Here is a 25233-nt window from a genome sequence, read left to right as displayed (position 1 = left end):
TCGTGACCCGGAAGTGCGACGGTACGCGTTCGTGCGGCCGATGTTCCCAACCGCGCAAATCCCGGGTTACCATCTTTCGGCCAACGCGGGTGTAGCTCAATGGTAGAGCTGTAGCTTCCCAAGCTACTGACGAGGGTTCGATTCCCTTCACCCGCTCCACTCAGACTTGGATTCAGCACAAGTCTCGGTTTCTAAAGAAAAATATTGGCATTTTTTGGGATCACTAATCCCGTAGTACCCAAAAAGGTACTAAATCGTGTCCCGCTTCGTGTACTAGCCGAAGCTGGCAAGGTGCCAATCTCACCGTGAAGCCTTATCTTTTCTATCGTTCTGGCGTGGCCTATGCTCGCCTGTGCCTCACGCGTGAGCTATCTCATAGTAGCCATAGATAGCATTACCGCCGGGAATCATTTCCGAAACAGCTAGGGAAAAGTATTCATCGCCAACTTTCCAGATAGTCACGGATGAAAGCCCATCAACAACGTGTTCTTCAATCTTCTCGCCATGTAAATCTTCAACTATATAGTTGTCTAACTGACGCTTGATGCCAATTCCAAAAGAGCTTGATAGAAAAAGCTTCTTTTCGGTGATATTAAATTTTCCTTTCCAGTAGGAATCCAGTGCCTCTTGCATGAAATCTTTCTGTTCTTTGTATTGTTGAAGCGTTGCGTCACCCGACGGATGAAATAAATTAGTTGGGGCTTTATCTATAATCATGTTTGTTGACCCGGCAACGCTGATAGATGAAAAGACTGAAAGTAAAATTATACTTAAGGTAGTTGTGATTCTTTTCATAAATTCTCCTTCTATCTCGTCATCACTGGGCCAGTTTGTGCCTGAGCCGGGGCTTGATTCTGTATTTGAACCTGTTGTTGAGCAACTTGAGCCTGAAGCTGTTGGTTTTGGACTTCAGCGTATTGTGCTCGCCCTTCAGCATGAAACGCTTGACCTGACGGTGATTGTGCAAATTCTTGAAGTGCTTTTGTCGTAGCGTCGTTGTTCCCAAGGCTATTCAAAAGCTTGTCAAATGCAGGGTCGCCCGTTTTAACTTGTGGTGCTTGTTGTTGAGAATGTTCTTTTTGGTTGTCTTTGTTTTGATCTTGCTTCTTATCTATTTCTAGTGCCTTGGAACCAACATCAAGGCCTTGAAGATGGCCATTTTGTAAAATGGTCTTTAGGTCAACATCTACATTTGGGCTTTTGATATCAACACCCATATCAGGTGCTTGGTTGTGTCCCCAAGGATTTCTAAGTGTTAGTGCTACATTGCCGTTCTGGTCTTTAGAAATACCTTCGACCATGTACGCGTGACCGCCACCCCTATCCCCTTGAACCAATCCATCGTTCATTTTTTCCGGCATAGGATTGGTGGTTAAAAGCATTGGACGGCCTTCTTTAAGGTCCGTATTAATCTTCGTGTACGCGTCATCAAGCTTCATATCTTTGAGGTTTGAGGCTGAAATAGTTTGTGACTTTTCTCCGGTCAGGGCGTAGAGAGCATCTTTAGGCCAGCCACTATGTGAAATATGGTCAAAGCCTTGAGTTATGTCCTCGTCTTTCTTTTCCGACAATTTGGCGTATGCAGCTTCCATAACAGCCGGCCAAACAGGTTCTTTGACGCCAGGGTATCGCCCTACAAGGCTGTCTCCACCTAACGCAATATCTTTTTGAATGTCGGCTTGAGTGACTTCAACCTGTGTTGCCTTGGCATGATGAAAGATGCCATGAGGTTGATACATGGTGACATTGAAGGTGCCCTTGTCAGCATCGTATTGGATCGCATTCTGGATGCGCTCAGGTTGCTGATGAGCCAAGCTCCCAAGGGGAGAAACAAAGTAGCAATCTCCAAATTGGAGTTGTGCAATGTCCTGTGGTTGTGGCTTTCCTGATGGACCATAGAGGTCCCGGTCCATGTATGGAGGCTGTTGTGGATCAGCCATAGCACTCTCCTTTGCGTTGTCAGGAAGGGCATCATGACTGTAACCCAATCCCGATCTGAGGCCCAAGTATGGAAGCTGAATTTCAGACTCTTATAGAAACCGCCAATAAGTTGGCATTTCTCACCGAATCGCTGGAGCGTCGAAGTCTTGCTGCTGTCGCGGGTCAGGAGCAGGCCGGCCAGAACCTAGCTCACACCGTTGGATCTGTCCGTGGTGACGTGGAAAGGATAGTGCAGGGGGCTAGCCAGCAAATTGCAACGGTCACACGCCAGAGCGTCGGTGCTTCTATGGCTGATGGAACTGAAAAACTGCAACAAGCTATTTCTTCAACCTCAAGCCAGATATCCGCATCCACGCAATCGTTAACAGAATCGCTAGAACATGCCAGAGCCATCATGTCTAGCCAGATTAAAATGACATTCGGGGCAATCGTGCTGGCCTTGGTGCTAGTTGTAGCGGGTGGTTGCCTTGCGATCTGGATGGAATGGCAGTCTTACAACGACGCCAAAGCCCGCACCGTTGCTGCTCAGATGGATGCAGAAACGGCAGAGGCTTACGCTCAAGTCGGGATGACTTCTTGCGGTGGACGGCTTTGCATCAAGCTTGATGCTAAGTCCCCTCGATGGGGAGAAAAGGGCGAGTACATATTGGTGGACGTGAGTCATGGCGCTAAAAAGTAAGCCCCTATTGCTAGCTGCGAACCCCATTTTGGCTCATGTAGAATGGGTATCAAGCTGGGTTACAGGGTGGGTACTACATTTTGGTACTTTGGCTTCAGATCACGCCCATTAGCTTCAGTTAAGCGCCAGAAAATGTAATAGATTCATATCTTTAGATATTTTTACGGTCAGCGGTAATTGGAGGGTGCCTTTCCCTTCACCCGCTCCACTCCCCGAGCGCGCTCCCGAACTGTCATGGCGGATCTGATCACCCTCGGTTGGCGGGAGCGGCTGGCATTGCCGCAGCTGGGTATCGACATGCTCAAGGCCAAGCTCGATACCGGCGCGCGCAGCAGTTCGCTGCATGTCGATACGCTCGAACATTTCGAGCGCGACGGCGTGACGTGGTTGCGCTTCAGCATCCACGTCGGGCGGCGACAACCGGTGGATGTGAGCTGCGAGGCGCCTGCGCTCGATCGGCGAACGGTGACGGACACCGGCGGGCGTCGCACCACGCGCTGGTTCATTCGCAGCGAAGTGCAGCTTGGCGGGCAAACCTTCGACGTCGACATCAACCTCACCGATCGTCGGCATATGCTGTTTCCCTTTCTGCTCGGTCGAAGTGCGTTGTTCGGACGCTTCGCCGTGGATCCTTCACTTTCCTACACCCAGTCGCGACCGCTCGCGCTGGCGAGGAATATTTCATGATTGCGTGCCTATGAAGATCGCCATTTTGTCGCGCAACACGCGGCTGTATTCGACCAAGCGCCTGGTCGAGGCGGCGCGCGAACGCGGGCACGTGGTGCGCGTGCTCGATCCGTTGCGTTGCTATGTGCGCATCGCGCCCGGGGCGGTGGCGATTCGCTACAAAGGCAAGGAAGTGCGCGACATCGATTGCGTGATTCCGCGCATCGGCACGACCAGCACGTTCTATGGCACCGCCGTGTTGCGCCAGCTCGAGATGATGGGCGTGTACACGCCGAATCCATCCGATGCCGTGCTGCGCGCGCGCGACAAGTTGCGCTGCCTGCAGATTCTCGCGGCGCAGGGCATCGACATGCCGATCACCGTGTTCGGCGACAACCCCGACGACACCGCCGACGTGCTGGCGTTGCTCGGTGATCCGCCGCACGTGATCAAGCTCAACGAAGGCAGCCAGGGCACGGGCGTGGTGCTGGCGGAAAAGCGCAGTGCCTCGCAGAGCGTGATCGAAGCATTTCGCGGCCTCTACGCCAATTTTCTGGTGCAGGAATTCATCGCCGAAGCGAAGGGCAGTGACCTGCGTTGTTTCGTGGTCGGCAAGAAAGTCGTGGCCGCCATGCAGCGCGATGCCAGCCCGGGCGAATTCCGCGCGAATCTCCATCGCGGTGGCACGGCCAGTGCCGCGATCCTGAGCGCCGAGGAAAAGCGCATCGCCATCCGCGCAGCGGGCGCGTTGGGTCTGGGCATCGCCGGCGTCGATCTGCTGCGCTCCAACCGCGGACCGTTGTTGCTGGAAGTGAATGCGTCGCCCGGACTGGAAGGCATCGAGGAAGCGACCGGCGTCGATGTCGCTGGCGCCATCATGGAATTGTTGCAGTCACAGGCCGGCGATTCGTCGGCTCATGCGCGGCGCAAGGCCGCATCATGAACGCTTGCCGATGCATCACGATCCGGTTAACCGCGTCATAACCCGCAGCGATTTATAAAGGCGGCGTGGTTCATTTGCTCGGCCGGCCCTCCCAGGTTCGACGACAGCAGATGGTGGTATCGGGGCAGTAATTTGGGCCCAGGTGCGGCGACGGTGAGTCGTGCATCTGGGCCTTTTTCTTGCCCGTGCCGATCCGCATTCAGGTTCCGGCGAAGCGCGCTGCGCTTCCCGCTTTCAAGCTTGTTAAGCTTGCAGTCCCAGCCGTTCCGTGTACCGGCTGCGCAGGAGTGATGCATGCGCGTTCTGGTGATCGAAGACAACAGCGATATCGCAACCAACATTGGCGACTATCTGGAAGACCGTGGCCACGTGGTCGATTTTGCAGGCGACGGCGTTACTGGCCTGCATCTGGCGGTGGTGCATGATTTCGACGTGATCGTGCTCGATCTCACGTTGCCCGGCATGGACGGGCTCGAAGTCGCCCGCAAGCTGCGCCATGAAGCGCACAAGCAGACGCCGATCCTGATGCTGACCGCACGCGATGCGCTGGAGCAGAAGCTCACCGGCTTCGAATCCGGCGCCGACGATTACATGACCAAGCCTTTCGCGTTGCAGGAGCTGTCCGCGCGCCTGGAAGTACTGGCGCGACGCGGCAAGGGCCCGCAAAGCCGCGTGCTGAAAGTGGCCGACCTCACATTCAATCTCGACACGCTCACGGTGAACCGCGAAGGCAAGTCGATCCAGCTCAATCCCATCGGCCTGAAACTTCTGCAGGCTCTGATGGAAGCGAGCCCGTCGGTGGTGACGCGGCAGGATCTGGAACAGCGTGTGTGGGGCGAGGAGTTGCCCGACAGCGATTCGTTGCGCGTGCATATCCACGGCTTGCGCGCGGCGATCGACAAACCCTTCGAGAAACCGCTGATCCACACGCGGCACGGCATTGGCTATCGGATGGTCGAGCCGGATGCAGTCCAGGCGTAAGCTTCGCTTTCGATTGATCGTCTCCTTCGCGCTGTTCGGCTTCGGCCTCAGCGCGCTGTTTGCTGTGGCTGCGCTTTATGTGCGCGCCAAGGTCGAGAATCAGCTGGTCAATACGAGCATGCAGAGCGATGTCGATCAGGCGGTGGACAACGCCATCGATCATCCTGATCGGCCCTTCGTATCCGAACTGGTGGAAGGTTGGGTCAAGAGTGATCGCACGCTCTACAAGATGCCGCTGGCATGGCAGAACCTGCAGAGTGGCGTGCATGACATCTACGAAGCGGGCGCCGATGGCCGCACGCGTCATTACAAGCTAGCCGTGCAGCGCAAGAACAACATCATTGGATTCACCCGTTACGACATCAGCCGCGAAGATCTCGGCAAACAGCAACTGGTACTTTCGCTGATCGGCGCCGTGCTCCTTTTCAGTCTGCTGTCTCTGGCGATCGGTCTCTGGCTATCGCGCAAGGTGCTCAAGCCTGTCACCGAGCTTGCCAATCGTCTGCGAGACTTCCGCAAGGCTGGCAAAGCCGAACCGTTGGCGCAGCATTTTGCCGATGACGAAGTGGGCGAGCTTGCGCAGGTACTGGATGCGTACTCGGCGCGGCTCACGTCGATGGTCGAACGCGATCGCGAGTTCAACTCCGACGTCAGCCACGAATTGCGCACGCCGCTGGCGGTGATCGCCAGCACCACCGAATTGCTGCAGGATTCGCCCGACCTTACCGACAAGCTGCGCGAGCGACTGAAACGCATCGAGCGCGCGTCGCGTCAGGCGACCGAACTGATCGAAGCACTACTGCTGCTGTCGCGCGCGGAGCGACGTGGTCCGACCCGCGGCGAAACCACCGAGGTCGGCAAGGTTGCCGCAGATGTCATCGAGAGCCAGCGTCCGCAGATGCGCGGCAAGCCATTGACGATCGACCTGGCCACGAATGAACTGGTCAACGTCAACGCGCCGGCGTCGGTGTTGTCGGTCGCGCTTACCAACCTGATCGGCAACGCGATCAAGTACACGCTCGAAGGCAGCGTGCAGGTCGTCGTGGGCAACGGCCGCATCGAGGTAATCGATACCGGCCCGGGCATCAAGCCGGAGGACGCCGAGCGATTGTTCCAGCGCGGCGTTCGCGGCGAAGGCGCTGGCGGCAGCGGGGCAGGCCTCGGCTTGGCGATCGTGCGGCGGCTCTGCGAGCTCTACGGCTGGGATGTTTCGATGCGCCCGCGCAGCGATACCAACGGCGCCATCGCGAGCATCGTGTTCGGCTCATCTCCGTAGGAGCGCACCCTGTGCGCGACGCTTTTCTACGTCACGCCGGCCGTAAAAGCGTCGCGCACAGGGTGCGCTCCTACAAGGCGTCACACGGGTTCCAGCCAGCCCCACTTGTCGCTGGTGCGACCGTCGAACAGGCCGAAGAACAGTTCCTGCAGGCGACGCGTGACGCGACCGGCGGTGCCGTTGCCGATCTGCTTGCCGTCGACCGAACGGATCGGCGTGACTTCCGCCGCCGTTCCACACATCAGGATTTCTTCAGCGAGGTAAAGATACTCGCGCGGGATATCGCGCTCGACCACTTCGATGCCGTCTTCGCGCGCCAGCACCATCAACGTGTTGCGGGTAATGCCGGCGAGTAACGATGCACTGGCTGGCGTCGTGTGGAGTACGCCGTCGAACACCAGAAACAGGTTTTCGCCCGCGCCTTCGCTGAGCAAACCGCTTGAAGCGAGCGCGATGCCTTCACCGAATCCGAGACGGCGCGCTTCGCGCGCAATCAACTGGCCGGAAAGATAATTGCCGCCCGCCTTGGCGCCAGCGGGAATCGTGTTTGGCGCGAAACGCTGCCAGCTCGACACGCAGGCGGTGATGCCGTTCTCCAGCGCCTCCGGCCCGAGGTACGGACCCATCGGCCACGCCGCGACGGCCACGTCGATCGGAGTTTCGGCAGAAAGACCGAAGCCGCCAAGGCCGCGATACGCGACCGGTCGCAGATACGCAGCGCCCAGATCGTTTTTCTTGATGACACCGCGGCAGGCGGCGGCCAGTTCATCGACCGAATACGGCAACACCATGTCGTAGATGCGCGCCGATTGATAAAGGCGATTCAGATGGTCGGTGAGACGGAAGATCGCCGCACCATCGGGCGTGGCGTAGCTGCGGATGCCTTCGAAAACCGACGAACCATAATGCAGCGCGTGCGACATCACGTGGGTGGTCGCCTCCTGCCAGGGCTTGATGCTGCCGTTCTGCCAGATCCATTCCGGATATTGCTGCGCCATGTCGTTTCTCCAAAGGGGACCGCGCATGATAGCCGTTCGCCGTCAGGCCGGCGTCAACCCGCGCTGCGCAGCCACAGGCAACCGGATCGATGCACGACGTCGAAACGCAGCTCGTGCGAGCTGCCATCCGTACTGTTGTCGGCTACGTGCAGCACCAGTCCACCCGTTGAAGGGGAAGGGTCGGGCGGCGCGTCGGATGCATAAGGATCGCCGTTCGAACCAGCGGTAGCCGGGTCACTCGTGGGTCCCAGATCCAGCAGCGGACGTCGCATGAGTGCCGTGAGCGACTGGATGTCCGCCACTGCCGCGCCGCGACCATAGCCGCCCCAGAGCATCAGGCCGGCCAGGCGGTTGGCATCGTGATTCGCGAAGGCGTCGATCACACTTTGGCGCAAGTCGGCCAGGTTGCCGGCGCAGAGGATCGGCGGCGGAACCGGCGACTGCGGCGCATCGGCAACTTTCGCGGCCGCGGTTACCGAGGTGGCGCGCATCGCATCGCAGGGCTGGTCGGTGAACACCGGATTGCCGTTGGCGCCGATGCATCGATGAATCGCATTCTGCGCCGCGGCCGGTGTTGCCCAGGCGAGCAGGATCAGCCACAGCAGAAGGAAGGGAAGGCGCATCGCGCCAGCATAGCCGGGCCGCGCGTCAGGTCAGTTGCTGAAGGATCGCCTGCGTCGCCCGGGCGCGGTTGAGTGTGTAGAAGTGCAGCCCTGGCGCGCCGCCCTCCAGCAGACGCCGACACAGCTGCGCGACGACTTCTGCGCCGAGTGCGCGCACCGAGGCCGCATCGTCGCCATGCGCCTGCATGCGCTTGGCGATCCAGCGCGGAATCTCCGCGCCGCACATGTCGGAGAAGCGTTTCAACTGGCTGTAGTTGGCGATCGGCATGATGCCCGGCACGATCGGCACGTTGACGCCGAGTTTGTGTACGTCGTCGACGAAACGGAAATACGCATCGGGATTGAAGAAGTACTGCGTGATCGCGCCGTTGGCGCCGGCGTCGATCTTGGCCTTGAAATGATGCAGGTCGCGCAGTGCGTCGTCGGCTTGCGGATGGGTTTCCGGGTAGGCGGCTACTTCGACATGGAAGTGATCGCCGCTGTACTCGCGGATGAAACGCACCAGCTCCGCTGCGTAGCGAAAGTCGCCCGCCGTGGCCATGCCCGAAGGAAGGTCGCCGCGAAGCGCGACGATGCGCCGGTAACCCGCGGCGCGATAGCTGTCGAGCAATGCCGCGATTTCATCGCGCGTTCCGCCGACGCAGGAAAGATGCGGCGCGACATGAAACCCGTGTTGACTGTGCAGCCGGGCCACCGTTTCGCCGGTGTAGCTGAGCGTGGAGCCGCCGGCGCCGAAGGTGACCGAGGCATATTCCGGCCCGTGCGGCTTCAGCACTTCCGCGGCGTGGTCCAGCTGCGCGCGTTGCTCGTCGGTCTTTGGCGGAAAAAACTCGAAACTGATGGCCGGCATGGCGGAAATCCTGATGTGCGATGCCGACCAGTATATATCTCTGTTTCGCGATGAAGCGATAAAGGGCGGCCGTCGATCGCGGCCGCCCTGCGACGCTCACTCGTCGTCACTGCCCATCAGGTGATAACCGGCCGGCGTAGTCGTGCTGAACACCGTCGGGTCGATCGGCGCGTCCACCGCGACGTGCATGTGCTGGCTGAGCAGCTGACCATCATTGATCTCGACCGCACGCGGCAGGCCGTCCGCATCGGCCCAGAGCACGATGTGCACGCCTTCGGTGGCGAACGACCAGCCGGTGGTTTTTTGGCCGTCGATGACTTTGGCGTTAGGCAACTTTTCTGCCTTGCCCTGAAACTGGCGGATGGTGTCCAGCCAGCGCAGGTTGTCACCAGGCTTGTGAACCGCAGATGCGGGCAGGGACATCTGCATGGCCTGATGCGAGTCGTGCAGCAAAGTGAGCATCTGGTGATCGCGCATGTTGATCACCGTGCTCGATGCCGTGCCGATATCGGTGCGTACGTCGCCCTCGCGGTTCATGCGAACGTGGATGTCCGGCAATGCGATGCCCTGTGACTGCTGGTCGATCACCAAGGTGAGCGTGTTGAAGTCGCTCAGATGCTTCTGCACCGTGGCGAACGCCATGCCACCGGATACGGGAAGAATCGCCAGCGTTATCACGAGGCAGGCCGTTGCGGCGACGGCCGCCCAGCCGATCAGGGGACGACGGATCGACGGCCGACGAGCGGTCGCCAGGCGCTCTTCCAGTCTGCGCTGCGCGGCGTCGATGGCCGACTCCGGCAATGCAGTTTCGAGTGCCGCAACGTGGGCGGTCAGGGTGGTGGAAAATTCGTTGCTCATCACAGCACCTCCGTGGATGGGGTCGTGGTCTCGCCCAGTCGCGCTTCGAGCGCCTGGGCTGCGCGGTGCAGGCACACACCGACGTGGTTGGATGTCATGCCGGTGGCCTGCGCGATAGCGGCGATCTCCAGCCCCTGCACGTAGCGCAGGGTGAAGCACTCCGCCTCGCGCGGTTTCAGCACGCAAAGTGCCTTGCGCAAGCGTTGCGCGCGTTCGTTCTGTACGGCGTCGTGTTCGGTGCTGTCGAAGGCCGTCGGCGACGATGCGCGCCACTTCGGCAAGAGCCGGCGCCAGCGCTGCCGGCTGCGCAGGCGGTCGATCGCGATGCGCACGGTGAGCGTCGTCAGATAAGCAGGCCACGAGGCGATCCCGCCAAAGGGCTTTTCGAGCAGGCGCAAAAATACTTCCTGCTGCGCATCCTCGGCCTGACCGACATCGCCCAGCACGCGGTAGGCAGCCATGAAAACCGTGCGTCCATACGCGCGGGCGAGGCTGGCGACATCGGGCGGCGCGGCGTCCATGACAGGCTCACTTTCGGTGGACAACGACAAGGGCATGGCACATCTCCTGGGTGGTTATCCCTAAAGACGTGCGAGCCTGTCGATTCTTACAACTCTCGCGCGCGAATGCGCGAAGCGGCGGCGACGATCAAGCGGCGGAACGTTCCTTCCAGCGGCGTACCAGCAGCTTGCGCGCGAACGACAGCCCCGGCCGAGGATCGTCGAAGCGGAACGAATGGAAGTGCGCGCCCAGCCATTGTTTCAGGATGGTGAGAAAGGGCCCGCGCGTGCTCACGTCTTGCGTCCGCACCGCATTGATGTCGCGATGCAGGTCGACGCAGCCCGCACCGCTTCGATACTCGGTGGATGCGCGAGTGACTGGCAAACCGAGCGCATCCTGGTAAGCCATCTCGCAAACGTTCACGCCCGACCGCGCAGCGAATTCCACGTAAGTCCAGGCGCGTGTGTTCACTTCGATGATGCGGTATTCGCCATCGCGGCGATCGCGCTTGAACTCGGCGCTGAAAATGCCGCGATAGTCCAGCTTCGCGAGCAGCTCGGTCATGTTGTCGACCGGCGCCTTGAGCGTTTCAAGCGGAATGCTGCGTGAGTACGAGCTGTTGCCGAAATCCGCCGGATGCATGCGCACGCGCTGGCGAGTGAACAACCCGGTGAGTTCGCCGCCGGCATCGCGGAAACCATCGACGAAATAATGATCGTTGGCCTTGCCCGGTACATATTCCTGCGCCATCAACTTGAAATCGTGGCCTTGCAGTTTTCGCCAAACATCGTGCAGCTCGTCGCGCCGTTCCACCCAGATGCCCTTGACGCCCATCACGTCGCTGAAGATCTGCGAGTTCACCGGCTTCACGAAGCAGCGGTCCAGTTCATCGAACGGCATCGCATCGATGTCGGCCGGCGAGTCGATGCGGAACGTCCGCGGATGCGGGATGCCGGTGTCCTGGAGAAACGACGCGAAGCGCGACTTGTCCTGCAGGATCTCCTGCGTCAGGCGCGTGCTGCTGCTCACCCGGAACCGGTCGGCCAAGTCGCTGCGCGGCATGTCCGACAGCCATAGCGCGGAATCATCGGCGCCGGGAATCAGCACCGCCTGATCCAGCGGCATGTGCCGCAGGATTTCGTACGCGTGCGGACCCATCGATCCGTCCCACGGCGTCGGCCCCGGCGTCGGCCGGTACCAGCGCGAACGCGTGACGTGATCGCCCGTCGGGCAAGCGACATACGCGGTAATGCCCGCCAGTCGCAGCGAACGCAGAATGCCAAGCGCCGTGGGCCCCCGGCCCATGACGATTGCCGGCACCCGATAAACAGAATTCCCCATGCATGCATCCGTCAGTAAAAACGGAGGCCCCCCTGCTTCCGCAAGTTCATGCTACCAGCGAGAAGGTTTCATCAAACTGTCGCGTAGGGTATCGAGTCCGCCCGCCGGGTCATTTCGTCGCTCGTGTCGAAGCGCCCGCGCCCGCATTCCGAGTTCATCAACCAGGGAGATGGCGATGATCGATTTGTGCAAGCTGCAGTGGTCGCAATACCCCCGCAGACCGTGCCGTTGATCCACAACAAGGTTACCGACGTGGCCATCAGCGATTCATCGCCAATCATTCACTGGATGGAAACCTACCCGGAGCAGGCGTTGATTCCAATCGCCCGAAGACTGGAAACGCACAACTTTATGTCGGCGATCAGTTCACCGCTGCCGACATCACGCTGGCCAGCCTGTTGCGACCATTGAGGATCGTGCCGCATTTTGTCGATCATCCGCAGCTGCAAACCTTGTTCCGATGGCAGGAGCGACTGTTCCGCGACCACGGTCGAGACGTCACGTAGCCCTATGAGGATCTGATCCGCGAGCGTCGCATTCGTCGCCGCGTCATGCGAGGAAAGATGAGGTGGATGCGAAACGCAGGCGAGACCCATGTCGGCTCGACGACAGCGAACTTGAGGCAGTCTGCGCACAACGATATTCACGCAGTCAATCGCTGGACCTTGATCTCGGGCATACCCGCGTACTTGAAGCTGCACTGGTTTGGCGGAGTGGTAATAGAGGCGTATGCACCGAAAGCCTAAGGCTCGCCGGTCGCCTAGGCGCATCGCAGGCTGTGCGCTGCGCAACAGACCTACAAGACGATGCGTGGACGCGGATTGACAGTGCGCAGCGCGTTGCACCAGCATCGAAATTCGCACGCATGGAGATTGGGAATGAGCAGCGTCAAGCTGGGATTCGCGTTGGCTTTGTTGTTCGCGGCACTCGTCGGCGGATGGTTTTTCTCCAATGAGCTGACGCCGCTTTTCATCGGCCTGCACGGTGCGCCGCGAGCCTGGAATACGTGGTGGCTGTACGTGCAGGCGATGCACCTGCCGCAGTACGCGCCTTACGTCAGCAAGATCAAGCTCAGCGGCGTCGTGGGCTTTGGTCTGCCGTTGCTGCTGTGGCTGGGCTTGTTGATTCCGCTGTTCCGGTCCAGGGCCGAATCGCTGCACGGCGATGCCCGTTTCGCCGGGCTGTCCGATCTGAAAAAAGCCGGGCTGTTGCAGCAGACGCCGCAGAGCATCCTCATCGGCAAATACAAAGGACAATACCTGTGGCTCGGTGGTGCCCAGCACGTCATCACCATCAGCCCGACCCGCTCGGGCAAAACCACCAGCATCGCTATTCCGGTCCTGCTGTCGTATCTGCAATCGATGGTCGTGCTCGACCTGAAAGGGGAGTTGTTCAAGGCGACCAGCGGCTGGCGTGAAGCACAAGGCCAGGCCATTCGTGTGTGGGCTCCGTATGACGAAGCGGGCAACACCCATCGCTTCAATCCGATGACCACCCTGGTCGGACTGGACCCTGGCCGGCGCATCGGCGACATTCAAACCATCGCCGCGATCCTGTACCCGGATGAACAGGGCAAGGACCCGTTCTGGACCTCGCAGAGCCGCGCGGCATTCACCGCGTTCGTGTCCTACATGTTCGAGGCATGGGATCACCAGGTGGGTCCGCTGATCGCCAGCAGGGCGCCGCGCGAACTGATACCCGACGTCAACGACTCGCCGAATTTTCCCAGTCTCGAGCGTGTCCTGCGCTTCTCCAGCGGTACGGACGGCCAGAGCACCAAGGACATGCTGCAGGCGATTCTCAAGGAGCCGAAGTACGCGTTCATCAGTCCACAGACGCGCACCGTCTTCGGCAACCTCGTCGGCCTGGCCGAGCAGACGTTCTCCTCGGTGATCGCCACCATGCAGGCGCCGCTGCAGCAGTTCCTGAGCCCGGTACTGGCGGCCTCGACCAACGCAACCGATATCGACATCGCCAGCCTGCGCAGGCGGCCGACCACGTTGTACGTGATCATCCCGACCAACAAGCTGGACGAAAGCAGCAAGCTGCTGAACATCTTCTTCAGCACCGTCATCGGCAACAACCTCAGCAAGCAGCTGGGCGAGGAGCCCGACCTCAAGTACCAGATGCTGATGCTGATGGACGAGTTCACCGCCATGGGCCGGGTGGACGTGTGGGCCAAGCGCATCTCGATCTCGGCCAGCTACGGCGTGCGCGATTTGTGCATCGTGCAGAGCCGCGCGCAATTGCGTTCCGCCTATGGCGACAACGACGCGCAGAACTTCATCACCAACCACGGCGCGCAGATCGTGTTCGCGCCGCGCGAGCAGAGTGACGCCACCGAATACAGCGAGATGCTCGGTTACAAGACCATCCGCAAACAGCATCGCAGCACCAGCCGCGGCAGCGGCAGCAACCAGGTCTCGATCAACTACACCGAAGAACGCCGCGCCCTGTTCCTGCCGCAGGAAATCAAGGAACTGCCGGCCGATGACGAGCTGATCTTCTACGAAGGCTGCAAACCCATCCGCGCGAAGAAGAACTGGTTCTTCAAGGACAAGAACTTCAAGGAGCGGGCAAGCATTGCGCCCGCAAAGATCGTTCGGCCTGGACAAAGTTCCGAACAAGCGGCAACTGCGAAGAACATCATACGACCGCAGAACGAACAGGAAGCGAAGTGGCTGAAATGAACGTAATCATCGGCACAATTCTATAAAGGTATCCGCGCATCCATCATGGAGAATCCTATGTACACGAGTCACCGACATGCATTTTAGATTCGCGAGTATCGCGCTGGGGACAGCATTGGGACTTACGCTTGGAACTGCTGGCATGGCGCATACGGCCACCGGTCAAGCAGCATCTAAACCAGCATGGCCCGATAACGGCGTCGCGCAGCGGATGTTTCCTGGCGCCTACAGCCTGTTTGTGGAGAACGATCATGGCAAATGGCGTGCGTGGGCGATCAATGGTGATGGCGCTGATGCGCAGGCTCTCGACTTCTTCAGCGGAGAAACTCTGCGGGTGAAGACAGAGCCTCTAGATAATACGCGACAACAAGTCCAGTCCTTCGTTGACACCAAGGGCGGCGTTCATGTTGGCGAATATAAAGGATTTAAATTCTCGCTGGCTGGGAGAGGAAGTTTGCCAGGAGGTATTTGGTTTGAAGACAAGATGCTTTCTCTCAAGGGTTCTAACTATCACTGCTCCGTAGATATTAGTGGCATCAAGGGTGGCCTCAGTGACAATGATTGGAAAGGAGAGAATTCAAAATGGCTTAAAGTGGCCATTTATCATGTTGCCGCCAGAAAAGATCAATGTTCGAGTGGACATTTGGAATCATCGATCCATGCCGCGATTGATCTAAATGATGGCACCTTCCTGGCTGCGATGGGCTGCTGGGTATTTCGTCTGCGCAAGTCCGATCTATCTCCCGTGGGCTTGGCGCCCGGGCTTCGTATTATCGATAAGGCCGCTGTCCAAGCAGCTATTGACCAAGCTAAAGGAAAAAATATTGAGGATGCGACAGGATATCTCGCGAAGGTACTGAATCTGTCATTTGATGCTACGAATTCATGCAAATCAGCTTATTGACCACACGATCAGATAATTTAACAAGGAGTAATTTATGCCAAATTTGACCGATGGCGAACTGCGCGCAGTGGCTTATTACGCGATTGGCGTAAGCACGGAAGGATCCGATATCGCTTATAAGGCGACCTATTGTGGAAATACCATTCATAATCGAGATGGTTCGATAGCACTGGAGCCGATTGGAAACAGTGGTTATACCATAGGGGAAATGCAAACCGATTTGGGTGCACAGCCCGATGTCGCCAGCGAACTCGTGAATTCATTTCAGGATTGGGCCAAGGTCAATCACAAGGATTGGGTGTTAAGCGATCAGCAGCAGGCTCAGGCTACGTCAGATCTTGGCCGAGACGGTCGTCATGTCCGTGATCCGAACTATGATGCTAATAATCACGAATATATGGAAGAGCATCATGGCCAGCATATACCAGATAGCCTTTTACCGGTCACTGGCCAAGATATTGAGTCTGCATTCAAGGCGCATCTTAATGACTATCTGGCGACTGAGGCCGGGAAGAGCTTTGTGCATGGGACAGATGTTAAGCAGGTCGACAATTTAATGAGGAACGTCGCAGGTCGCTTGAATGAATCTGATTTTTACAACAATGCAAATATGGAAGATCAAGCAAAAATATTTGCTACCGTAGCAAAATCTTACAATCAAGGTCCGGCATGGACTGATAAACACATTTTTAAAAGTATAGAGGACGGAAAAATAACTAGTTTCGACGACATCAGCAAGGCGATCGACACCTATCCAAGAGACCGGAGACACCCGGATAAACCCAGTTACATGGAGACGGGCCGCGACGCCGCCATATCAGGGGCTGAAGCGTTCAACGCCCTGCGCAACGCCAGTCAGGCCAATGCTATGCGCGGACCGTGGCAGGCGGTGATGGCCAATCCCTTGGTCGATCCCACGCAAGTAGATAAAGACCCGAAGCAGCTGCATTTAGCCGATCAATACGCCACCGTGAAAGGTCTTTTTGTACAGCCGGACCAGGGGCGCGCCTTGGTCTATGCCTTGGAGAAAGGCGGTTCGCATAACTACGGTGATCCTTCTAGCTCCAACTCGCGCGGCTTTTACTCTGAAGGCAATGACTTCGTGCAGTGGGACAAGAACGGCCAGGGTCGCGCTTTTGTGGATGGCCAGTGGTCCGAATTTTCGCGCAATGAGATTGCTTTGTCGTACAACAAAGATCATACGTTGGATATCAACATTGCGCGCAATGGCGAAACACACAGCCTGCTGCATGTGGTGCGTCCCTCGGGACATAGCCACAGCCAACCGGCGGCTCACCATGAGGCTGGTGTATTGCGTCAGGGCATGCACGGCGAGCAAGTCCAAAAGTTGCAAGCGCAGCTCGGCGAACTGGGTTATCTCGATAACTTACGCGCACCCGATGGCAAGTTCGGCGCGGCCACTCGGGACGCAGTGAAGACTTTCCAGCACGATCACCATTTGCCCGAAGTCGGCCAAGCCGGCCCGAGCACACAACGGGCTGTGCAGGCTGACCTGCAACCGCTCAGGCAAGATGGTTCCGGGCCATTGCCCAGTGTGTCTGCCATGTCCTCGTTGGCCGTTGGCGCACCGGCTCTGGACGATCCGCGCAACGCGTTCAACCCCAATTACGCGCTATATAACGAATTGAAGACGCGCGTTCCCGACGCCTCGGATAATCGACTGCTTCAATTCACTGCCGCCTGCCACGAAAACAAGATCACCGCCGGGAATCTTGGTGCGATCCATTTCGACAGAGCCGGTGGACAAATGTCGTTCCAGGGATCGAGCATGTTGGCTACGCCGGCCACCGTCGACTTGAAAACTCCTTCACCCGAGCCGCAGCAGTCCATCCAGCATATTCAGCAACAGGACCAGCAGCAGGCGCAGATGATGGGCCAGATCCAAGCGCAGAACGCGCAGGCCAATCAGCAACTGCCACAAGGGCCGATGCCTGGCGGGCCATTGCACTGAACGCCACGCGTCTTTGTTGCGGAACATTCGAGGGCATGCTTCCACGCCAGTGGCGTTCCCACCGTTCCCGCTACCTCGCCAACATCAGGCTCAGCCGTGCGGTAGGCCGCTGCTGGCTTGGGCTGATCCCGTTATTCAAAAGGACCACTGTTTTTTCAAGCGCGCCTCCGAAACAATCCCCGTGGAATCCATCAAGGCAAAAACGGGCGCCTTTCGGCGCCCGTTTGTTTTCACCACGAGCCGATACGCGACTCAGTAACGGTAGTGCTCCGGCTTGTACGGGCCTTCAATTGCCACGCCGAGGTAACCGGCCTGTTCCTTGGTGAGCGTGGTCAGCTTCACGCCGATCTTTTCCAGATGCAGGCGCGCGACTTCCTCGTCCAGTTTCTTCGGCAGGATATAGACCTTGGCCTCGTAGTTGTCCTTGTTCGCCCAGAGGTCGATCTGCGCCAGCGTCTGGTTGGAGAACGAGTTGGACATCACGAAGCTCGGATGGCCGGTGGCGCAGCCGAGATTGACCAGGCGGCCTTCAGCCAGCAGGAAAATCGCGCGGCCATCGGGGAATACATACTTGTCCACCTGCGGCTTGATGTTGATCTTTTCCACGCCAGCCATCTCGTTCAGCGCGTCGACCTGAATCTCGTTGTCGAAGTGGCCGATGTTGCAGACGATGGCCTGGTCCTTCATTGACTTCAGGTGGCCGAGCGTCAGCACGTCCTTGTTGCCGGTGGTGGTGACGTAGATGTCGCCGCGGCCGAGCGTGCTTTCGACGGTGTTGACTTCGAAGCCTTCCATCGCCGCCTGCAGCGCGTTGATCGGATCGATCTCGGTGACCACCACGCGCGAGCCGTACGCACGCAGCGAATGCGCGCAACCTTTGCCGACGTCGCCGTAGCCGCAGACCACCGCGACCTTGCCGGCGAGCATCACGTCCATCGCGCGCTTCAGGCCATCGGCCAGCGACTCGCGGCAGCCGTACAGATTGTCGAACTTGCTCTTGGTGACCGAGTCGTTGACGTTGATCGCCGGGATCAGCAGCGACTTCGCTTCGGCCAGCTGGTACAGGCGATGCACGCCGGTGGTGGTCTCTTCGGAGACGCCCTTCCAGTCCTTGACCACGGTGTGCCAGTAACCCGGACGCTCGGTGTGCACGCGCTTGAGCAGGTTCTTGATTACCTGTTCCTCATGCGAGGACGCCTTCTCGTCCACCCACTTCGAACCGTTCTCCAGCTCGTAGCCCTTGTGGATCAGCAGGGTGACGTCGCCGCCATCGTCGACCACCAGTTGCGGGCCGAGGAAGCCGCCTTTGCCATCGGGAAACGACAGCGCGTCGAGCGTGCAATCCCAGTATTCCTCCAGCGACTCGCCTTTCCAGGCGAACACCGGGGTGCCGGTTTTTGCGATCGCGGCGGCGGCGTGATCCTGCGTGGAGAAGATGTTGCAGGAAGCCCAGCGCACGTCGGCGCCGATATCCTTGAGCGTTTCGATCAGCACGGCAGTCTGGATCGTCATGTGCAGCGAACCGGTCACGCGAACGCCTTTCAGCGGCAGCGTGGCAGCGTGTTTCTTGCGGATCGACATCAGGCCAGGCATCTCGTGCTCGGCGATGTCCAGCTCCTTGCGGCCCCAGTCGGCGAGCGAGAGGTCGGCGACTTTATAGTCGGGAGCGTTGGTTTCTTTGGTGACAGCGTTCATGGATATCTCCGGTCGGTGCGAAGGAACTTCGCGTGAAAACAACCGGGCGCCGTTGTGGAACGTGCCGCGCCGAGCCTGGCCGTTCTCATCGCGGTGAACCCGCAATCACAACGGTCGCAGCGCCCCTCGGCGGGCAGTACAAGACCGTTATTGTAGCGACTTGCGCGAAGGGATGCCTCGTCACGGCCGATTGGTTACGCTGGGCCTTCGTCTCAACCACGGAGTGACTGCATGCAAGAACATCGCGAAGCCGAGATCCTGGCGCACGACAAACCCCTGCACGAGGACGTCAGCCGGCTCGGCACGATGGTCGGACGCATGCTGGCCGAGCAAGGCGGCGAGGCCTTTTTCGATCGCGTGGAGCAGGTGCGCGTGGCGGCTATCCGTCGCCGTCGCGAAGGCGCCTCAGTGGAGGAACTTGCCGATTCGCTCGCGGGCCTCGACGCCGAACATGCCGAAGCGCTGGCACGTGCCTTTGCCACTTATTTCCAGGCAGTGAACACCGCCGAGCGCGTGCATCGCATTCGCCGCCGCCGCGATTACCAGCGCCAAGACGGCGCGCCGCAACCCGAATCGTTGCTCGACGTGCTGGGCCAGTTGAAAACCGAAGGCGTGAGCGCCGAGGAATTGCTCGGCTGGCTCGGCAAATTGTGGGTCGAGCCGGTGTTCACCGCGCATCCCACCGAAGCCGTGCGCCGCTCGCTGCTGGAAAAAGAACAGGCCATCGTGCGCTCGCTGATCGACGGCTTCGACCGCGATCGCACGCCGCAGGAGCGCAAGGAAGACGACGACCGCATCTTCATGGCGCTATCGTCCGGCTGGCAGACAGCGGAAGCATCACCGGTACGGCCAACCGTGCAGGACGAACACCATCACGTCGGCTTCTATCTCGCCAACCCGATCTATCGCATCGTGCCGGCGTTCTACGAGTCGCTGGCCGAAACGTTGCAGTCCGTCTACGGCGTGACCACCAAACTGCCGCAAGTGCTCGGCTTTGCCACATGGGTCGGCGGCGACATGGACGGCAACCCGAATGTCGGGGCGGACACGATCGCCGCCAGCCTTGCCACGCAGCGCGCCCACGTGTTGGAACATTACATTTCCGACGTAGCCGGACTCGCGCGCCTGCTCAGCCAGACCGAAGGCCGCGTCGCCGTCGATCCGGGCTTGCAGCAACGGTTGGACGATTACCGTTCGCGCTTTCCCGAAGCCGCCCGGCAGGTTCGCCCGCGTCACGCCGACATGCCGTATCGCAGCCTGCTCACGCTGGTCAACGCCCGGCTCGAAGCCACGCGCGAGGAAAATCATCCGGAAGGCTATACGGCTGTTTCGGAATTGCTCGACGACCTGCAACTGATCGCCACCAGCCTGCTCGATCATCTCGGCCTGCACGCCGGCGCCTATGCCGTGCAACGCCTGATCCGTCGCGTGCGCACGTTCGGTTTCCATCTCGCGCGGCTGGACGTGCGGCAGGATTCGCGGGTGCACGACGAAGCTTTGGCTGCGCTGTTGAACGATGAAGGTTGGGCGGAACGCGATGCCGCCGATCGCACGCAACGGCTGCAACCGTATGCGAGCGAAAGCAAAAAGTTTACCGGCGAGAGCAACGAAAGTGCGACGACCATGCAGGCGGTTTTTCGCGCCATGCAGGACGCGCGCAGCCAGCATGGCGTGGATGCTGTTGGGCTCTACATCATCAGCATGGCGCGATCCGCCGCCGACGTGCTGGCGGTGCTGGCGCTCGCGCGTCATGGCGGCCTGGTGGACGACAACAACGTCGTGCCACTGGATGTCGCGCCGCTGTTCGAAACCGTCGACGACCTCAGGAACGCACCGGCCACCTTGCGCGCGCTGCTCGACGATCCGGTCTATCGCGATCACCTGGCAGCACGTGGTCATCGCCAATGGGTGATGCTGGGCTATTCCGATAGCGGCAAGGACGGTGGCACGCTGGCTTCGCGCTGGGGCTTGCAGCGCGCGCAGGTCGAGTTGCTCGAACTCGCCCAGCAGGCTGACATCAAGCTGGCGTTTTTTCACGGCCGTGGTGGCTCGGCCAGTCGTGGCGGTGCGCGCATCACGCCCGCTTTGATGTCGTCGCCCCGTGGCGCGGTGGCCGGCATGCTGCGGGTGACCGAGCAGGGCGAGGTGATCCATCGCAAATACGGCATTCGCGCGCTGGCGCTGCGCAATCTGGAACAGACCGTTGGCGCGGTGCTGCGCGCGTCATTGCGTCCGCGCGATGTCGAACCGCGCGAAGAGCGTTGGCGTGAGCAGATGACCTTCTTGTCGGCGAGCAGCCGCAAAGCGTATCGCGCCTTCGTCGATCACGAACATTTTGTCGATTATTTCCGTACCGCGACGCCGATCGATGTGATCGAGCGCATGACGCTTGGCTCGCGTCCCGCGAGTCGTCGCAGCATGCGCGGCGTGCACGATCTGCGCGCGATCCCGTGGGTGTTCGCATGGACGCAGTGCCGCTCGATCCTGCCCGGCTGGTACGGGCTCGGCAGCGCGCTGGAAAACGGTGCGGAAGAATTCGGTGAGGACGCGTTGGTGGAGATGGCGCGCGACTGGCCGTTCTTCAGCAACATGCTCGACGACGTCGAGATGGTGTTGGCCAAGTGCGACCTCGACATCGCCGAAGCCTTCTCCAAACTCTCGGGCCCATTGCACGACGAATTCTTCGGCATGATCCGCGACGAATTCGAACGCACGCGCCGCTGGGTGCTCAAGCTCAAGGGCGTCGACGACCTGCTGCAAGGCGATCCACGTTTTGCGCGATCGATCCGCTTGCGCAATCCTTACGTCGATCCGATGAGCCTGCTGCAACTCGACCTGTTGCAACGCTGGCGCGCGGGCAACGGCGAAGACGATGCACTTCTCCGCGCGCTGGTGGCGTGCGTCAATGGCGTCTCGCAGGGGCTGGAAAACACCGGATAAGGATGACGACCATGAAAATGTTCGCAACGCTGGCGCTGTGCTTGTTGTTCAACGCTGGCATGACGATGGCGGCGGATGCGCCGGCATCGCGCGCGCCGAATAGCGCGGCTGCCGAAAAATTCCTTCGGGGAATTTACGCGAACTATCATGAGAATGACAAAGGCGTTCCGAATGACGTGTTGAAAGATTCGGACGTTTACGAAACTTCGTTGCTGGCGCTGATGGCTGCCGATCAGAAGGCAGCCGGAGACGGTTATGTCGGATATATGGACGCCGACCCGCTTTGTGATTGTCAGGATTTTGATATTCGTGATGTGAAAATCGGCATCAAACCGACCAGCAAACATCGGCTTGATGCCACGGTATCGTTCCGCAATTTTGGTGAGAACCAGACACTCCATCTATTGTTGCTTCATTCCCCGAAAGGCTGGCGTGTGTTCGACGTGATGTCGAGCGAAGGCAGCCTGCGCGAAGGGCTTGAGAAGGACATCAAGCTCGTCAGGCACTGAGTACTTGATGATCGGCTGCCGTTTCCACGGCAGCCCGCAACGCCGCGATGCGTGCCACGCGCGGCAGTTTCTTCCAGGCGATTTCCAGCCGCAACGCTGCGCCCTTGTCGTCCACCCACACCCATCCCAGCAATTGCGTTGGCGGATTGGATCGGGTGAAGCGCGCGCCCTTGCCGGCAAGATGCTTCGCGTAACGGGCATGCGGATCGCGTGCAATGCCGGTGTAGACACGACCGTCGGCACATTCGAGCAGGTAGACGGCCCACGCAGTCGTGCATGGCGGATCGGGAATTCCGATCACCCGCTCACGCCCACTCGGTGAGACCTTCGATCTCGCAAAGCCGGCGCCACGACGGCCGCGCCTTCATCAAGCTCGCGAAGCGCGCCAGGTGCGGCCAATCGGTAGCCGGACGTGGCATGTTGCGCGACCAGCGCATCAACATCAGTACATAGAGATCAACCACGCTGAAGCGTTCGCCGAGCATGTACGGGCCGTGCGTGGTCAGGTGCGCTTCGAGGTACGACCAGCATGCCTCGATGCCCGCGCGCGCGACTGCCTTCACTGTGTCGGGCGCGTCGGCCACGTATTCGGTGGCGTAGAACCAGTGCCGGAAAAACGGTTGCAGCGAGTTGGCGAGATAAAACATCCACTGCAGATAGTCGGGCCGTTGCATGCTGCCAGGTGCCGGCGCCAGACCCAGCTCCGGATGCCGCTCCGCAAGCAGCATGGTCATGGCCGCAGCCTCGTTGTGCGGAGCGCCGTCGACGACCAGCGTCGGTACGAGCCCGCGTGGATTGAGTGCGAGGTATTCGGCGCTGCGTTGCTGGCCGGCGTCGACATCGACGAGTTCGAGCGCGTGCGGCAGCGCGCCTTCGAGCAGGGTCAGGTGCACGACCATGCTGGCTGTGCCGGGGCTGTAGTAGAGGTTGTACATGCGCGTATTCCATAGGCGGGGTCTGCGGATGATAAGGGCTGCCGTCTCCCGGGCAGTGGATGGAGCCGAATCGCTCGGCAGCGCGAAAGTGAACAAACACTGAACTCTTCACAACCCCCGTTGCATCCGGGCTTGCGGTCGATCGCGTACCTCCATACGAGTCGCCAGGAGGCAGGTCGGGAGAGGGATCGACGATATCAGCGCAAATCGGGCCGCCTTTTTCCTAGGGCGGAGAGTTGCCTTGTCGTCGAGCTGACCATGAATGGAATCCGCTTCAGGGAGCCGTGAAGCGCACAGTCCAGCATCGAGCCGGAACGCGCATTGCGGAATCGAGTCATCTCATGCGCGTCCAGGAATTCTTCATGAAACTGAAATTGAAACCGATCGTTCTGCTGCTCGGATTGATACCAACCATCGCGCTGGCATCCAGCCATCGCGAGGCGCCCTTCATCAGCACCATGCCCCAGCTCGATGCCAGCGACTTCTACATGTTCATGAGCTACGAGCACAACCGCACCAACTACGTCACCTTGCTTGCCAACTACAACCCGCTGCAGGACGCGTACGCCGGTCCGAACTTCCACGCGATGAGCGATCGCGCGGTCTACGATTTCCGCATCGACAACAACGGCGACGCGAAGTCGGACATGACCTTCCGCTTCACCTTCACCAACACCTACAACAAGCTCGCCGTGCCGACCGGCGCGAGCACGCCGACCACGGTGCCGCTGATCAACATCGGCGCCTTCTCTGCCGCAGACCAGAGCAACCTCAATCTGACCCAGACATACAAGGTGCAACTGGTCAGGGACGGCGGCGCATCGCCCGGCGGTTCGGTGACGAACACCGTCGGCGGCTCGGACACGTTCACCAAGCCGATGGACAACATCGGCAACAAGTCTGTGGCTGATTACGAGACGTACGCGAACAAGTACGTCTACACGGTCAATATCCCCGGTTGCGCCACACCGGGTCGCCTGTTCGCCGGCCAGCGCAAGGATGGTTTCGTGGCCGACCTCGGCGCGATCTTCGATCTGGTGAATCTCAACCCGCTGGGCGCGCGTGATTCAACCAGCAATGCACTCACTGAAAAGAACGTGACCACGCTGGCGCTCGAAGTGCCGGTGGCCTGCCTGCGCGGAAGCTCCAACGATCCCGTCGTCGGCGCATGGACCACTTCGTTTGTGCAGAACAACTGGGTGCTCAGCCAGACCGGCACGCAGTCGGATTACTACAAGGCGAATAATTTCTTCGCCGAAAATTACACGCAGGTTTCCCGATTGGGTTCGCCGCTGGTGAACGAGCTGGTGATCGGTCTGAAGGACAAGGACATGTTCAACGGCAGCGTGCCGAGTGCCGATGGCCAGTTCGCAAGCTACGTCACCAACCCGACGCTGCCGGTGTTGCTCAACGTGTTGTTCGGCAACGCTGCAGTCGTGCCGCACGCACCACGCAACGATCTGGTCAGCGCGTTCCTCACTGGTCTGCCGGGCCTCAACAAACCCAAGACGGTCACGGCGTCGGAAGAGTTGCGCCTGAACACCGGCATCCCGGCCACCGCGCCTGCGCAGCAGAACGACCTTGGCGTGCTCGGCGGTGATCTGGCCGGCTTCCCGAACGGTCGTCGTCCCTATGACGACGTGGTCGACATCGCGCTTCGCGTGGTGGAAGGCGCGATCTGCAGCACGGCGTATGGCACCTGCGGAGATCAGACGGCCGACCCGAACCACGGTGCGGCTTATACCGATGGCGCGCGTTCACCGGGGCCAACTCTCGCGACCGAAAATGTCACCGGCAGCGAGAACGCGGCGGATACGTACATGGATCATTTCCCGTACCTCAATACGCCAGTTCCGGGTTCCGTCAATGCATCGGTGAGTGCCGCGCCGGCATCGGCCAGTGCTCGCGCCAACCGGAAGTAACCCGCGACA

23 protein-coding genes, 1 tRNA gene and 1 riboswitch are annotated in these 25233 nt (G+C 59.6%); of the genes, 12 read left to right on the top strand and 12 right to left on the bottom strand.

All coding sequences use genetic code 11. The features are described 5' to 3' along the window. Positions 1-85 precede the first annotated feature (85 nt). A tRNA-Gly gene (locus GSQ73_RS01090) sits at positions 86-159 on the top strand. Positions 160-357: 198 nt separating this feature from the next. Here the strand turns inward: GSQ73_RS01090 and GSQ73_RS01085 are convergent. Both GSQ73_RS01085 and GSQ73_RS01080 read right to left on the bottom strand, forming a co-directional pair. Further along, positions 358-795 (bottom strand): hypothetical protein, encoded by a 438-nt coding sequence (locus tag GSQ73_RS01085; RefSeq protein WP_158880095.1) that lies wholly within the window; start codon positions 793-795, stop codon positions 358-360. An 11-nt stretch (positions 796-806) separates the two neighbouring features. Then, a complete protein-coding gene (locus GSQ73_RS01080; RefSeq protein ID WP_158880092.1) occupies positions 807-1940 on the bottom strand; it encodes a C2 family cysteine protease in 1134 nt (377 codons plus the stop codon). Between the two features lie 68 nt (positions 1941-2008). Between GSQ73_RS01080 and GSQ73_RS01075 the strand changes: the two genes are divergently transcribed. The 5 genes from GSQ73_RS01075 (at position 2009) to GSQ73_RS01055 (ending at position 6486) form a co-directional block, all read left to right on the top strand. Then, positions 2009-2620: a hypothetical protein gene (locus GSQ73_RS01075; RefSeq protein ID WP_158880089.1), complete on the top strand. Its 612-nt coding sequence runs from the start codon at positions 2009-2011 to the stop codon at positions 2618-2620. 234 nt (positions 2621-2854) lie between these two features. Continuing rightward, positions 2855-3307, top strand: a complete 453-nt coding sequence (locus tag GSQ73_RS01070; protein ID WP_158880086.1) for a RimK/LysX family protein — start codon at positions 2855-2857, stop codon at positions 3305-3307. A gap of 10 nt (positions 3308-3317) precedes the next feature. Beyond that, positions 3318-4229: a 30S ribosomal protein S6--L-glutamate ligase gene (gene rimK / locus GSQ73_RS01065; protein ID WP_158880083.1), complete on the top strand. Its 912-nt coding sequence runs from the start codon at positions 3318-3320 to the stop codon at positions 4227-4229. 294 nt (positions 4230-4523) lie between these two features. Beyond that, on the top strand, positions 4524-5210 hold the full coding sequence (locus GSQ73_RS01060) for a response regulator transcription factor (protein WP_077441131.1): 687 nt from the start codon (positions 4524-4526) through the stop codon (positions 5208-5210). After that, entirely contained in the window at positions 5194-6486 is a 1293-nt protein-coding gene (locus GSQ73_RS01055) for a HAMP domain-containing sensor histidine kinase (RefSeq protein ID WP_158880080.1), read from the top strand. Before GSQ73_RS01060 ends, GSQ73_RS01055 begins: the two co-directional genes overlap by 17 nt. 80 nt (positions 6487-6566) lie before the next feature. On the opposite strand, the gene GSQ73_RS01050 is transcribed toward GSQ73_RS01055, so the two are convergent. The 7 genes from GSQ73_RS01050 to GSQ73_RS01020 form a co-directional block, all read right to left on the bottom strand. Beyond that, entirely contained in the window at positions 6567-7484 is a 918-nt protein-coding gene (locus GSQ73_RS01050; protein WP_158880077.1) for a branched-chain amino acid transaminase, read from the bottom strand. A gap of 53 nt (positions 7485-7537) precedes the next feature. Beyond that, entirely contained in the window at positions 7538-8107 is a 570-nt protein-coding gene (locus tag GSQ73_RS01045) for a DUF4124 domain-containing protein (protein ID WP_158880074.1), read from the bottom strand. Between the two features lie 25 nt (positions 8108-8132). Beyond that, entirely contained in the window at positions 8133-8957 is an 825-nt protein-coding gene (gene metF / locus GSQ73_RS01040; RefSeq protein ID WP_158880071.1) for a methylenetetrahydrofolate reductase [NAD(P)H], read from the bottom strand. A 96-nt stretch (positions 8958-9053) separates the two neighbouring features. Next, positions 9054-9815, bottom strand: a complete 762-nt coding sequence (locus GSQ73_RS01035) for a hypothetical protein (RefSeq protein WP_158880068.1) — start codon at positions 9813-9815, stop codon at positions 9054-9056. Further along, positions 9815-10372, bottom strand: a complete 558-nt coding sequence (locus tag GSQ73_RS01030) for a sigma-70 family RNA polymerase sigma factor (protein WP_158880065.1) — start codon at positions 10370-10372, stop codon at positions 9815-9817. The genes GSQ73_RS01035 and GSQ73_RS01030 overlap by 1 nt, the downstream gene beginning before the upstream one ends. A 91-nt stretch (positions 10373-10463) precedes the next feature. Further along, positions 10464-11657, bottom strand: coding sequence for a hypothetical protein (locus GSQ73_RS01025; protein ID WP_158880063.1), 1194 nt, complete (start codon positions 11655-11657; stop codon positions 10464-10466). A gap of 296 nt (positions 11658-11953) precedes the next feature. After that, on the bottom strand, positions 11954-12253 hold the full coding sequence (locus GSQ73_RS01020; protein WP_158880060.1) for a hypothetical protein: 300 nt from the start codon (positions 12251-12253) through the stop codon (positions 11954-11956). Between the two features lie 282 nt (positions 12254-12535). Here GSQ73_RS01020 and GSQ73_RS01015 point away from each other — a divergent pair, with 282 nt between their 5' ends. The 3 genes from GSQ73_RS01015 to GSQ73_RS01005 all read left to right on the top strand — a co-directional run bounded on the left by GSQ73_RS01015 (position 12536) and on the right by GSQ73_RS01005 (position 17223). Next, entirely contained in the window at positions 12536-14347 is a 1812-nt protein-coding gene (locus GSQ73_RS01015; protein WP_158880057.1) for a type IV secretory system conjugative DNA transfer family protein, read from the top strand. Positions 14348-14423: 76 nt separating this feature from the next. After that, positions 14424-15251, top strand: coding sequence for a hypothetical protein (locus GSQ73_RS01010; RefSeq protein ID WP_158880054.1), 828 nt, complete (start codon positions 14424-14426; stop codon positions 15249-15251). Between the two features lie 34 nt (positions 15252-15285). Continuing rightward, on the top strand, positions 15286-17223 hold the full coding sequence (locus GSQ73_RS01005; RefSeq protein WP_158880051.1) for a peptidoglycan-binding domain-containing protein: 1938 nt from the start codon (positions 15286-15288) through the stop codon (positions 17221-17223). A 252-nt stretch (positions 17224-17475) separates the two neighbouring features. Here GSQ73_RS01005 and ahcY read toward each other — a convergent pair whose 3' ends face one another. Further along, positions 17476-18918: an adenosylhomocysteinase gene (gene ahcY, locus GSQ73_RS01000; RefSeq protein ID WP_158880049.1), complete on the bottom strand. Its 1443-nt coding sequence runs from the start codon at positions 18916-18918 to the stop codon at positions 17476-17478. A 37-nt stretch (positions 18919-18955) separates the two neighbouring features. Then, a riboswitch (S-adenosyl-L-homocysteine riboswitch) is annotated at positions 18956-19052 on the bottom strand. Positions 19053-19149: 97 nt separating this feature from the next. On the opposite strand from ahcY, the gene ppc reads away from it, so the two are divergent. Together ppc and GSQ73_RS00990 are read left to right on the top strand one after the other, a co-directional pair. Next, positions 19150-21858 carry a phosphoenolpyruvate carboxylase gene (gene ppc / locus GSQ73_RS00995; RefSeq protein ID WP_158880045.1) on the top strand — a complete coding sequence of 903 codons (2709 nt, stop codon included), beginning with the start codon at positions 19150-19152 and terminating at the stop codon, positions 21856-21858. Positions 21859-21869: 11 nt separating this feature from the next. Beyond that, positions 21870-22367 (top strand): DUF3828 domain-containing protein, encoded by a 498-nt coding sequence (locus GSQ73_RS00990; protein WP_158880043.1) that lies wholly within the window; start codon positions 21870-21872, stop codon positions 22365-22367. On the opposite strand, the gene GSQ73_RS00985 is transcribed toward GSQ73_RS00990, so the two are convergent. Both GSQ73_RS00985 and GSQ73_RS00980 read right to left on the bottom strand, forming a co-directional pair. After that, positions 22357-22668, bottom strand: coding sequence for a GIY-YIG nuclease family protein (locus GSQ73_RS00985; RefSeq protein WP_254063230.1), 312 nt, complete (start codon positions 22666-22668; stop codon positions 22357-22359). The two genes, GSQ73_RS00990 and GSQ73_RS00985, sit on opposite strands and share 11 nt — an antisense overlap. 4 nt (positions 22669-22672) lie before the next feature. Continuing rightward, a complete protein-coding gene (locus tag GSQ73_RS00980) occupies positions 22673-23302 on the bottom strand; it encodes a glutathione S-transferase family protein (protein ID WP_158880040.1) in 630 nt (209 codons plus the stop codon). Between the two features lie 362 nt (positions 23303-23664). Between GSQ73_RS00980 and GSQ73_RS00975 the strand changes: the two genes are divergently transcribed. Further along, positions 23665-25224 carry a DUF4331 domain-containing protein gene (locus tag GSQ73_RS00975; protein WP_158880037.1) on the top strand — a complete coding sequence of 520 codons (1560 nt, stop codon included), beginning with the start codon at positions 23665-23667 and terminating at the stop codon, positions 25222-25224. Positions 25225-25233: the final 9 nt, after the last annotated feature.

Source organism: Rhodanobacter sp. L36, assembly GCF_009765755.1.
In the GTDB taxonomy this organism is placed as follows: domain Bacteria; phylum Pseudomonadota; class Gammaproteobacteria; order Xanthomonadales; family Rhodanobacteraceae; genus Rhodanobacter.
This window is presented reverse-complemented; position numbering and strand designations above follow the sequence as displayed.